The organism is Chloroflexus sp. MS-G, from assembly GCF_000735195.1.
Classification (GTDB): domain Bacteria; phylum Chloroflexota; class Chloroflexia; order Chloroflexales; family Chloroflexaceae; genus Chloroflexus.
In genome coordinates this window covers 25,546-38,159 of record NZ_JPIM01000040.1, presented here as the reverse complement: position 1 = coordinate 38,159, position 12,614 = coordinate 25,546, and the positions used below count along the sequence as shown (strand labels likewise).

Below are 12,614 nucleotides of genomic sequence, written 5' to 3'. Positions count from 1 at the left end.
TCCTGCCTCTCCCCAGCTCACCCCGCTCCCGCACTGCGGGAGCGGGGCCAGGGGTGAGGGCGGCCCTCACCTTCCCCCTTTCGCTCCCTTGGTGGGAGCGAAAGGGGGGAGTATCAACTGCTGATATGGAATATAGCTTACTCTCCCACTTTTCTGTCACAATGCCGTGTCCTGTCAGTACCGTTTGGGGTGGGGACAGGACCGTGCTGAGATCATCTCCCTTGCCATTCCTGTTATCGTTACTAACGGTGCTACATGGTGCTTCCACCTGCCGATTACGGCTTAGGCAGTGATGGAATGGTTGAACTGTGTAAGGTAGGTCATCACTTCTTCAAGGCTCACCACATCACCGTATTTGCTGTCGATGTCGAACAGGTTGGCGAAGTGCGGTTCTGGCGCACGGTCGCCAACGCACTCACGGGGTACGATGACGCGGAAGCCATGCTGCATTCCGTCAACTGCACTGGCCCGAATACAGCCACTAGTTGAACAACCGACCATGATCAGGGTATCGACGCGCATTGCAGTTAGGGTCGCAGCAAGATGGGTACCAAAGAAGGCACTGGCGTATTTTTTCTCGATAACCAGCTCGTTGGGTTGGGGGCGGAGTTCGTCAACAATGGCGACAAGCGGTGAGTCGTGGGTGAGTTGACGGAGTGCAGGGACTTTCTGGACGAAGATACCGCCATCCCGGCCATCACTGGCGTAAACGACCGTTGTGTAGATGATGGGAATAGCAGCAGCACGGGCAGCAGCCAGCAGTGGCTGACTGGCCCGCACGGCATCTGGAACTCCCGGCGCGGCATAGAGGGGCGAGCCAGGGGTGGTATAAGCCTTGATGAAGTCGATGATGAGCAAGGCAGGAGATTGACCAAAGCCGACTCGACCGGCCAATCCGTGCTGGCGGTAATTGGTAGTCAGATGGTCGTAGTCGGTCATCACACATTGCTCCTTCTATGCGAAGGGGGGCGAATGATTATTCGCCCCACAATGATCCTGACAATTAATCAGCAGTGACGGTTGATGGTTGGTTGGTTGCCATTCGCTCGCGACGGGCAGCGCGGGCAACTGCCCAACGTACCGGTTGCGGCTTGCGAGGTGCTGGTAGACCGGTTTCGGCTTCGGCGTTGGCCAGTAGCTCCTCGAGCGGTGGACCAAAATCGAAACTCTTAATTTCACCGCGTGCGGCAGCCAGTTCAGCCCGTTTGGCCTCGGTAGCTGCTTCGTCAATCGTGAGATCATCGCGAAGCACGACACCGTAATCGTTCAACGCCTTCGCGCGACTGACCAGACCATAGCGCACATCGCGTTGAACTGCTTCTGGGGGACGAGTCAATGGATCTTTCCAGCCACCACCGCCAGCAGTACGATAGATCAGTTGGTCACCCGGTTCCACGGCAATCTGGTCGCATTTACTGGGCAGTACCTGCTTGCTACCGTCGGTACGTACCAGGAGTTTACTGGATCGACTTCCTGGTTTTCCGCCTACATTCCCCCACGGCGGCGTTAACCAGCGATCATCGTGAATGGAAATTTCGCCTGGTTCGAGGAAGGTGTAAATCTTCTCGATACCATTCCCGCCGCGATGAAAACCAGCGCCGCCAGAGTCCATAATGCTGGTGTAGCGTTCAATGCGGATCGGATAATAGCTCTCGAGGTATTCGGTAGGAATGTTGGTGAACAGGGGCCACCACGAATGACCATCCATACCATCACCAATCGGGCGACCGGGGATACCGCCGTAGTTGATCTCCATCAGGTAGAAGAACTCGCCATCTTTGTCATAACCAGAGTAAAGCAAGTAGGGCGAGGTGCCATAACCGGCAGCAGTCGTAAATTCTGGAGCCCGTTTGGCAAGTGCACCACCGAGCACGTCGAACAGGCGGGTCAGAGCGTGGGTGCGACAACCGAGGGCAGCCGGAAATTCAGGCTGGATCAGGCTGCCTTTGGGCATCGTAACGTGAAGCAGCGGGTAAAAGCCATCGTTGAACAGGATTTGGGGGTCGAAGACCATAATCAGGTAAACGCCGATGAACATCTTGAACATCGACTCGTTGAGATAAAAGTTGATTGGCCCCATTGCCTGAGGGTCGGTTCCCGTCCAATCGAAATAGGCTTCATGACCTTCACGCCAGATGGTCAACTTCATCTTGAACGGCCCATTCCCCAGACCATCATCATCGACATAATCTTCAAATGACTGAGGTTCTTCGGGCAGATTGCGCACAATCAGTTCCTTCATTGCCCGATACGTGCGGTCGAGCAGGGCCTGAGTGGCAGCTAAGTAAACATCTCTACCGAAGCGGTTGCACAACTCGATCACCCGCTTCTCGGCAGTCCGACAACTGGCAATGATTGCCATAAGGTCGGCCCGATTCATTTCAGGTTGACGCACATTGTTGAGCATAATGTCGAGGACGGCGCGATTGAGCTTGCCACGTTCGTAGATTTTGACCGGGGGCAGGCGCAACCCTTCACCGAAGATAGTGGTAGCGGTGGTCGGTAGCGAGCCAGGCAATGGCCCGCCAACATCCTGCGCATGGCCGAACATACTGGCCCAGCCGATCAATTCACGATCGTCGCCTTCACCGTAAAAGATGGGAAGCATTACAAGGAGATCGTTGATGTGACTGATGGCACCGCCGCAGAGATAGGGATCGGAGAGCAAAATGACATCGCCAGGCTCGATGGTTTGATCCCAGTTGTCGAGTAAACCGGCAATATACGAACCGAATTGACCAACAATCATCCGGCCATACGGGTCGGTAATCATCGGAAACTGGTCGTGCTGTTCGCGGATGACCGGACTCATGGCAGTGCGGTACAGCACCGCATCCATTTCGTAGCGCGTGTTCTTAAGCGCATTCTCGATGATGTCGAGAGTCACCGGATCAATATCGATTTGGGGAATGGTCGCAATTTTGAGATTCGTTGCCATACGTAGCACACTCCTCATTCTGACTAACTACGGTTGATCAGGAGATTAAAGTAGCGATCGACGGTAGCCGTATGACCGGGTAAGACAACCGTGGTACTGTCTACTTCGGTGATGATGGCCGGTCCTTCGACCTGCATACCGGGGCGCAATTTATTCCGGTCGTAGAGCTTCGCCGTCATCCACTCGCCATGACGGTATATTTGATGATCGCCGCTGTAAGCACTGCTGGGATCGGGATCGCCCGGTTCTGCTTCAGGTAATTCAACTTTGGTTACCCGACCAATGCCGACGGCACGCAGGTTTACGATTTCGACGTTCGTATCAAGCATAAAACCGTAGGTGCGGTCGTGCAATTCGTTGAAACGTTGCACCAGCAGCGGAATGAGGTCTTGGACGAATTCGGCTTCGTGAATGGCAATGGGCATCTCGTAGCCTTGTCGGTAGTAGCGCATATCGACGAAATAGCGGATTTCCTGGCGCTCTGCTGGAATGGATTCGCCGGTCAGCATGGCTTGCGCTTCCTGACCGAGTTCGCGCAGAATACCTACCATCTCTTCCTGTTCAACTCGATCAACCGTGCGGATGTATGTGCGGGCAAACTCATCACGGTAATCAGCGCTCAGATCACCGAGCGCACAGAGCAAACCGGGTGCGGGCGGAACAATGACCGGATAACAACCGAGCAGTTCGGCCAACGCATTCCCGTGGAGTGGTCCAGCGCCGCCGAAAGCCATCAGGGCAAACTGGCGCGGGTCGAAGCCGCGTTGAACACTCACCAGCCGGAGAGCACCGAACATATTCTCGTTGACAATGCGGAGAATCCCTTCGGCTGCGTCCATCAAACTCAGGCCGGTAGCATCGGCAATTTTCTGGATCGCGGCTCTGGCAGCGGCCAGATCGAGCTGCATCGCGCCCCCGAGAATACTCGGCGGTAAGTACCCACAAAGCAGATTGGCATCGGTGACCGTTGGTTCGCTCCCACCTTTGCCGTAACAGGCCGGGCCAGGAACAGCGCCAGCACTTTGTGGGCCGACGCGCAAAGCACGGGTAAGAGAGGGAACGTGGGCAATTGAGCCGCCACCAGCACCAACCGAGCGCACGTCAACCGACGGTACTTTGACCGGGAAATAGCCGAGCACTGTCTCGCGGGCAATATTGGGTTCACCCATGCAGAGCGAGACATCGGTCGATGTACCACCCATATCAAAGGTCAGAATGTTCGGATAGCCAGCACGTACTGCGATATGCAATGCACCAGCCACACCACCTGAAGGCCCGGAGAGCAGGGTGTAGACCGGATTTTCCTCTGTTGCTTCAGCAGTCATTAGCCCGGCGTCTGAGCGTAGAATGTTGAGCTTCGCCCGCACACCCTGTTGGCGCAGGTTCTGATCGAGGTTGTGAACGTAGGTTTTGACCTTTGGTTTGACATAAGCGTTCATCGTCGCAGTGAGCGTGCGCTCATACTCGCGGAACTCCGGCAGCACATCGTAAGAAATAGTGACCGGCAGATGCGGGGCGATCCGTTGGGCAATCGCTTTCAGACGACGTTCGTGATCGGGATTTGCATACGAGTTAATCAACGAGATGGTCAGCGACTCAATGCCCGAAGCAACCAACTCGCGGATGACCTCTTCGGCATGAGCTTCGTCGAGCGGGCGCACCACCTCGCCGCGAGCACTCATTCGTTCGCGCACTTCACGGGTATCGGCGAGTGTTGCCGGTGGTTCTGGCTTGATCATAATCATCCAGCCGGCGAGCGGGCCTGGGGTTTGTGAGCGAGCGAGGTGCAAAATCTGCTTAAAGCCTTCGGTCGTTACCAGACCGACGCGAGCACCCTTCCCTTCGAGAATGACATTGGTGGCAACAGTGGTGCCGTGCATGATCTGGGCAACTTGCGCTGGTTCGATACCGGCTTGCTGACAGATAGCAGCGATACCGTTCAGCACAGCCTCTGACGGATCGTGCGGTGTGGAGGGGGTCTTATGACGCCAGTAGCGCCCACTCTCCTCATCGAAGAGCATCAAGTCGGTAAATGTGCCGCCGACATCGACTCCAATTCGGTAACTCATGTGTTCATTCCTCCAAATCAGTGACATACTCCCCAAACACGTTATAATCGGTGGCTGATAAAAGGTACCACCTGTGGATACACCGGCCCGGCCTTGCCAACCAGGGCCGGTAAGGGTCGAGCTAGGATTGAGCTAAGCCAGTCGGATGCGGAGAGCAAGGCCGGTAGATCGATCCCGGTCGGTACCCCCAGACCGTTAAAAAGATGAACCAAGTCTTCGCTGGCGATATTGCCAACTGCCCGCGGGGCGAAGGGGCAGCCGCCGATTCCGCCAAGGGCAGCATCGAACGAGCGGATACCAACCTGCCAGGCAGCGAAGGCATTGGCATAGCCGGTATTGCGCGTGTTGTGTAGATGAATGGTAATGGTCGTATCTGGAACCCGTTTCAAAACCATCTGGCATACAGTTGCGACCTGGGTCGGCACAGCCATGCCGGTGGTGTCGGCCAGGATGATCTCGTTCGCTCCTAGATCGGCAGCGTGTTCGGCAATAGCGAGAACTCGTTCAACCGGCACGTAACCGTCGAAGGGACAACCAAAGGCAGCGCCGATGGCTACCCCAAACGATAAGCCATCACTTCGGATACGAAGTGCCAGGTGGCTGAATTCGGCCAATGAATCGGCAGTGGTGCGCTTAAAATTGGCCTGATTAAGGCCATCGCTAGCTGCCAGGACCAACCGAATATGACGTAATCCGGCAGCGGCAGCCAATTCATAGCCGCGTTGATTAGGGGCAAGAGCAGTAAAGCGAAACGCATCGTTATTGGTGCGCGCAGCCAGATTATAACCACGTTGAACTAACGTTTGCGCGATTTGGTCGGTACCGGCCATTTGCGGTACCTGACGCGGATTTACAAACGAACCAATCTCGATCCGTGGCACACCGGCAGTGAGCAGGCGTTCAATCAACGTCACCCGCGTTGCAGGCTCTAACACCTCTGGTTCGTTCTGCAACCCATCACGTGGAGCGACATCAATAATCGTTACGGCTTCCATCAAATAACCCGTTTCGCCTGAAGCATTGCTAGTTCATCTTCACTTAAACCGAGCAATTCACGAAAAATCTCGTGATTATGTTGCCCAAGGGCTGGACCAGTCCAATCGATTCCGCCAGGGGTTGCCGAAAGGCGCGGAACCACATTTTGCATCTTGATTTCACCCAATTCGGGATCAGGTACACCGATAATTGACTGGCGGGCAAGAAAATGCGGATCACTCAGCATCTCTTTAGCAGTGTAGATACGACCGGCGGGAACGCCATACTCATCCATTATGGCCTGCAACTGATCGGCGGTATAGTTCACCGTCCAGGCAGCGATCAGATCATCGAGTTCAGCCTGGTGTTCACCGCGGGCTTGATGGGTTGCAAAACGTGGATCGGTAGCCAGTTCGGGCTGGCCCATTGCCTGTGCGAGCCGAGCGAAGATGGTATCGGCATTGGCGCCAATCACGAACCAGCTTCCATCAGCAGTGGGATAAATGTTGGAAGGAGCGACATTTGGCAAGATGTTACCGGTGCGTTCACGGATATGACCGGTCAGTTGATATTCGGGGATCATACTCTCCATCAGTGCGAGCACACCCTCGTATATCCCAATATCAACCACCTGGCCCTGGCCGCTCCGTTGACGTTGATGGAGCGCAACCAGTGCGCCGATAGTGGCGAAGGTAGCGGCCAGTGAGTCACCGATACTGATCCCGATCCGGGTTGGTGGACGGTCGGGAAAACCGGTGATGGCACGAATACCGCCCATTGCTTCGCCGATTGAACCGAAGCCAGCCTTATCGCGATAGGGGCCGGTCTGTCCGAAGCCGCTGACCCGGATCATTATCAGACCAGGGTTAAGCGCGTGCAATTCTTCCCAACCCAGGCCCCAGGATTCGAGTGTACCGGGGCGAAAATTCTCCAGCACCATATCAACGTGGGGAACCAGCCGCTTCACTAGCACTTGGCCATCGGGTGTCCGCAAGTCGATCGTGATCGATTTCTTATTGCGGGCCAATACCGGCCACCAGAGCGTTCGTCCTTTATAACGATGGCGACCCCATTCCCGCATCGGATCACCCTTGCCGGGTGGTTCGACCTTAATCACCTCGGCGCCAAAATCGGCCAACAACTGACCGCAGAACGGGCCGGCAAGAAACGCTCCTAATTCCAGCACGCGAATATCATCGAGCGGCCGTAGTGGACGTTGGTTCGACACAGTAGACTACTCCTCACGAAATGCAGAGGCTGACGAATCTTCCGCATTCCGACTCTGTAACAGGACATCGCGTCCGTAAAAGATGTGTTCACGCATCATGGCCCGGGCACGTTCACCATCACCGAGACGTAGCGCATTGAGAATAGTACGGTGAAAAAAGTTAGAAATCTGGCGTTGTTCGGGTTGATACCAGTAAAACGAACGAAACTGCAACGGCACGGCAACAATCTGGTTCAACATCGTAATCAGGCGCCGATTACCGGTGGCTTCGGCAATCGTCTGGTGGAAGATCGCATTCTGTTCGACCAAAAAGTGTACTTCGTCTTGTCGGCGCTCGAATGTCATCACTAGAGACTGTTCGAGAGCAGTTGCGGCGGCTTCCATACGAGCGATCTGTTCGGCAGTGATGCGTTGGGCAGCCAGAAAGGCGGCATGACCCTCAAGCAAAGCCCGCAGGTCATATATCTCGATCAAATCATCAACGGTAAAACTACGAGCCACGGCGCCGCGATTGGGAAAGATCTGTACTAATCCTTCGGCGGCAGCTCGTACTAATGCCTGTCGCACCGGTGTTCGGCTTACCCCCAGGTCTTGCGCGAGTCGTTCTTCAACCAGGCGCGATCCGGGTGGGTAGTAGCCTTCGATCAGTAACCGACGCAATTGCTGGTACACCTGATCGGCAGAAGTTTCGTCAGTTGTATACAATTTATTCATTACAATTCGATGTAGTAGCAAGAAGTAGACAGCATGCCTTCTGATGCTAGGAATGAATATACCTGAATGATCGAGAAAATCGATTATAAGAACTTGGATATGTGATTTATTCCTCTCAGAGATTGTATACAATATAGCAGAGTGTTAATGGATTGTCAAGGGTGAGGGTGACGATAGTAAGGGTTTTCAGAAGTTTTCCGCATGAGCTTCTTCCACACGCAACGACCGAACTGCTCGGAGCAACACCGACGAATGTCGCCTACCTGACAGCGATCCCCGACTCAGGCTGTTTCCCTGGGAGTGTGGGTCTCTGGCTCGCATCCTCACAGTCTGTGGCTGGGAGCCATCGCTCATCCAATGTGCACATCCGCTTGGGTGGGTGCCCATCCTGACCAAGCTCCTGTTTCGGCTCCTCGACAGGGAGAGGGAGGAGCGCGAGCAACACAAACAGTTTGTAATCACGCACGTCCCCAATATCCCCTTCCTCTGGAACCTTGTAGGAGACCAAACTCACCAGAACACAACGCGCTTTCGCGTCATCGTGCGCGCTAGCGGCCTGCGTTTCCATAACAATAGGGTTTTTCAAACCTACTCTCACTCGCGATAACGAGCGAAGGGGAGCAGCCGTTATCCTGTGAAACAGCCGTACCTGATCCTCATCCTCGCTCCGCTCACGCCGCTTCCCTCACTATTTCGTAGTGTCTTACCGAAGGTCGAATAGCTGATTGAGGAACAACCCGAGTAGCATTACATACGTTGCATACCAGAGCACTACTTTAATAGCATTGAAACGACCGAGCAATCGGTCGAGCATTGTCCATTCCGGGATTGATGAGACCGTTGTTGCCATCATCGCTGCGATCAATGTGCCAGGTGGTACCACTTGGTGAAGGGCTACTAACATCGGTCCTGTCGATGCTGCATTGATGTCAAGAGGCAAACCCAACAACGTAGCCGCTATTGGACCCCACCATACGGCTCCTATCTGCTTCAGGTATGCAACCGGCGTGAGGTTGAAATTGACAAGGATTCCTGCTAATAGTCCGCTGAATAGCACAACACCGAACAACCGTTTGAATAGTGACCACGCCTCGCGATGGGCGCGGAGCAGAAGGCTTTCGTTTACGTGGCTACAACTGGCATGTCTGTTCAAATGATCTTTGATTAATCGCGACGGATCGAGTCCTAGGAATGGCGCAAGATAAGCCGTTACCAATGCTGCGATGACTCCGGCCAACACATAGATCAAGGCACCGACCGGCCCGACAATCACAAACATGAAAATGATAGCAAACTCGTTCAGCGCCGGGCTAGCGAATAAAAAGGCGGATGAAGCACGTTGGCTGGCGCAGCCAGCTACAAGCCCGGCGTACAGGTTAGTCACTGTGCATGAGCAGACCGGTGTCACCATACCCATCAACGTTCCAGCAATGGCCCCCATCAGGTCGTTACGCCCGATGGTTCGTTCGAGCCAAGCAGTACTGATGCGTAAACGAAGCAGCGTCATACCGTAGGTGGTCAGGAACAAGATAATCGGCAGCTTAAACCACTCGTATATGATGTAGGAAGCAGTATATTTCACGTCGAACACGCCGAAGGGAGAAGGTATGCTCCAGTCTGGCATCCAGTCAGTTAGTGTCTTTCCTAACGCTTTGCCAGCCTGAGCAATCGGCATTTCGAAGACCGGAACGAGGTGTTGGGGATCAGCACCGGTTAGCCATGCACGTACACTCTCGAATAGCGCTATACCGACGATTAGGACCAGTGCTATCAGTGAAACGATTGACATCAGGCGCTCGAATGATTCACGTGTCGTCACTATCAGTAAACGATTGATCATACCCATCCTCTAAATGATACATAGTATCAATATTGACCAAGATTATAGCCTGATATATCTGGTTCTGTCAAAGTTCGCCATGTCGGGAAGGAATTGCAAAGCTGTGCTGGGAGAGAGCTCTGGCGGTTGACAATTTGATGTTGAGAAGATCAAATGTGTGGAATGCGCGAAGTTCGATAGACTAATCCCATGGTGCGCTATAATGCAAAGGGCGCCGATGAAGTTGTCTCAAACATAGCCGATAGTCACGTCTATGCGTTTTACATTATTGAGGTGTGGCAAGTGCTTCTATAAGACAGGTGAGAAAAATCTCCCTTCTCTAAACCACAGAGAGCTTTATGGGTAGACAGAACGTTTGATTGAAGATGGGTTTTCTGGTATTGCAATGCGTGTCCACTATTCTATTTGCTTCTCCGCACCGTACTGATAGGAATGGGATCCAAATCTTCCTATTACGGTATCAGATACCGCCCAAAATGTGTACCTCGTCTATCCTTCGCCCTTCTTTAAACAAAGAGGAGTGGAAACAGGTTGCACGGTATGACCTCCGCGACAGAGCAAAGGTTATCATTGCTACCTGATTGACTAGTCGCTTACGGAACCATAGTTGAGATACGTTTGATCAGGAAACAGAATCTATGTTCCGTCCACCACTCGCAGTCGTTATCCCGACCTACAACGCTTTGCGCTACCTGCCTGCGTGTCTGAGTGCTATTCAAAAACAATTAGGGCCAGACGATGAGATTGTATTGATCGACAACCGCTCACGTGATCGGGCTGGTGCCTGGGTACGTGCGCATTTCCCGACGGTGCGTGTTATAGAATTGCCGTACAACACCGGCTTTGCCGGTGGGGTGAATGCCGGTATTGCTGCGACGCACACCGATCTCATTCTGCTGATCAATGATGATGCACTGGTTGAGCCGCGCTGTATCGATGCTCTGTGGACAGCGTTGCATACCTATCCGCAGGCAGGATGGGCGGCAGGCGTGTTGACATTTAGCCGACGACCGCAGATCGTCGCCAGCGCCGGTATTTGCTTTCACGCCAACGGCATTGCAATTGATCGCGCAATAGGGATGACGGTTGCGCAGTTACCATCTCGGCCTCATCCTATCTTTGGCGCCAGCGGTGGTCTGGCACTGATCCGACGAGCTATGCTCGATGATGTTGGCCGGTTTGCCGATTTCTTCAGCTATTTGGAAGATGCCGATCTGGCCTGGCGTGCCCGTTTGCGTGGGTGGGAGTGCGTATTAGCACCGGCTGCTCGTGCCCGTCACGTCTACTCGGCAACCGCAGGTATGTTCAGTCCGCTCAAGCAACGGTTACTCGGCCGGAACCGTATCCGCATGCTGATCCGTTGTCTGCCAACGCCGTTACTGTTAGCCTGCTTGCCGGCAATCCTGTTCTACGACATTCTAGCCGCAGCGTATGCCAGTCTGCGACGACAGCCGGACATGTTGGCCGGTCGATTGATGGCGCTGGCCGAGTGGCCGCAGTTATTGCATCAGCGACGATATATCCAGATGCGCCGTACCGTACCGGTACACGAACTGGCGCGCTGGATTGAACCGCCGCCTGGTCCCATTGCGACCTGGCAGATGCAGCTTCGGTTAGCGCAGTTGGTGGGGTAAGGTTTGTAGACGGTCGATTTGTGATCTACGCTGCTAATCAGTCTAATAGAACTTCTATCCTATTGCCGGGTATGTACTGCATCTGACGACTCAGCACAATGACCCCGGCTTGCGGGTAAAGTTTTGGTTGCACCACAGCCAGCCAGGGATGGTGTTGGTACGCCAGGACCAGACTGGTAAGCAACCAGTAAGGAATTTTGCCACTTATCACTACTCCCCGTCGGGAATCGAGCGCTGGCACCTCTAGCAGCGCCAACTCATCGTATTCAAGATATGGCTGTGTTGGTCGAGCAGTTAACAAGGTGTATGTTGGTTCAACCCTGATCTGCCAATCCACGATCCCCGGTTTTAGTTGAGAGACGCAAGGGAGAGACAACGGTTTCACCCATCCCAATCGTGGATCGAACAACGCAACCTGATGCGGGGCAACGTGGAGGGTCAGCGCAGCGTACAGCCAGTTTGGGCCACGCCCGTATATTGACACTGGATTTTGGGGGATCTGCGATAAAACGTTCGGCAAGTCTTCCGGCAGATAGTTTTGATTAGCGTTTGCTGGATGAAGCTGTTGAATAAGCTGCGACAGATCAACCACCATTTCGTAAGGCGCTTGACGAAAGATGTGATCTTTCAACTCTTTGGAATCGTAGCGCATTAAACGCTCCAAGCGGTTGACCAGCGCTGTAGCAACAACACCACTCTGAGCAGTATGACGTTCGAGACCACTGATTACCCCGCGCAACACCGGCGTTTCGGCCTCAAGCTGATCATTTCCGTTCAGCACTGAGAACAATTCCGCGATTACAATCAACCCATACCGTTCAACACGGTTACGCCATTCGAGTAACCCTTCAGTTGTAGCTGAAAGGACAATCGCGTGGGTACAGTGTCGAATAATCCGCTCTTGATCGAGGGTTGGCCGTCCACCCATATCAACCAGCAGGGGCAAATGGCGCCGTTCTATATCACGACACACCCGATCAACAAACGTCTGGTCAAACGCACCCTTCTGCCGTAACAAACGCACCTGCTCTGGTGCTGCCTCCTGGCTCCAGTCACCTTCTCCATCGGGGCAGGCGCGCAAGACATAGTGTTCAATTTTTCGTTCGCGCAGAAGGTAACTGAGCAAGTACGTGAAAACCGATTTACCACTATGTGGCGGACCACAGATTAATACTGCGGGAAACGGGTTCATTGGTAACTCCAAGTGTGAAGAAAG

Annotated in this window: 9 protein-coding genes; 1 reads left to right on the top strand and 8 read right to left on the bottom strand. The window is 53.8% G+C overall.

The window, feature by feature from the left end; all coding sequences use genetic code 11:
* Window positions 1-282: 282 nt before the first annotated feature.
* From JE47_RS0109245 to JE47_RS0109210, 7 genes are all read right to left on the bottom strand, one after another.
* Complete coding sequence (locus tag JE47_RS0109245) at window positions 283-939, bottom strand: N-carbamoylsarcosine amidohydrolase (protein ID WP_031459481.1); 657 nt, start codon at window positions 937-939, stop codon at window positions 283-285.
* A gap of 64 nt (window positions 940-1,003) precedes the next feature.
* The gene (locus JE47_RS0109240) at window positions 1,004-2,938 is read right to left on the bottom strand and encodes a hydantoinase B/oxoprolinase family protein (protein WP_031459480.1); all 1,935 of its coding nucleotides are present in this window, start codon (window positions 2,936-2,938) and stop codon (window positions 1,004-1,006) included.
* 23 nt (window positions 2,939-2,961) lie between these two features.
* Window positions 2,962-5,007, bottom strand: coding sequence for a hydantoinase/oxoprolinase family protein (locus JE47_RS0109235; protein ID WP_031459479.1), 2,046 nt, complete (start codon window positions 5,005-5,007; stop codon window positions 2,962-2,964).
* Between the two features lie 41 nt (window positions 5,008-5,048).
* Window positions 5,049-6,002 (bottom strand): hydroxymethylglutaryl-CoA lyase, encoded by a 954-nt coding sequence (locus JE47_RS0109230; protein WP_031459478.1) that lies wholly within the window; start codon window positions 6,000-6,002, stop codon window positions 5,049-5,051.
* The gene (locus tag JE47_RS0109225; protein ID WP_031459477.1) at window positions 6,002-7,210 is read right to left on the bottom strand and encodes a CaiB/BaiF CoA transferase family protein; all 1,209 of its coding nucleotides are present in this window, start codon (window positions 7,208-7,210) and stop codon (window positions 6,002-6,004) included. The genes JE47_RS0109230 and JE47_RS0109225 overlap by 1 nt, the downstream gene beginning before the upstream one ends.
* Before the next feature lie 6 nt (window positions 7,211-7,216).
* Window positions 7,217-7,924 (bottom strand): GntR family transcriptional regulator, encoded by a 708-nt coding sequence (locus tag JE47_RS0109220; RefSeq protein ID WP_031459476.1) that lies wholly within the window; start codon window positions 7,922-7,924, stop codon window positions 7,217-7,219.
* A 703-nt stretch (window positions 7,925-8,627) separates the two neighbouring features.
* Window positions 8,628-9,764: a permease gene (locus tag JE47_RS0109210; protein ID WP_031459474.1), complete on the bottom strand. Its 1,137-nt coding sequence runs from the start codon at window positions 9,762-9,764 to the stop codon at window positions 8,628-8,630.
* A gap of 638 nt (window positions 9,765-10,402) precedes the next feature.
* Between JE47_RS0109210 and JE47_RS0109200 the strand changes: the two genes are divergently transcribed.
* Complete coding sequence (locus JE47_RS0109200; protein ID WP_031459473.1) at window positions 10,403-11,398, top strand: glycosyltransferase family 2 protein; 996 nt, start codon at window positions 10,403-10,405, stop codon at window positions 11,396-11,398.
* 37 nt (window positions 11,399-11,435) lie between these two features.
* Here the strand turns inward: JE47_RS0109200 and JE47_RS0109195 are convergent, their stop codons facing one another.
* Window positions 11,436-12,590 carry a CRISPR-associated protein Csx3 gene (locus tag JE47_RS0109195; protein ID WP_031459472.1) on the bottom strand — a complete coding sequence of 385 codons (1,155 nt, stop codon included), beginning with the start codon at window positions 12,588-12,590 and terminating at the stop codon, window positions 11,436-11,438.
* Between the last annotated feature and the right edge of the window lie 24 nt (window positions 12,591-12,614).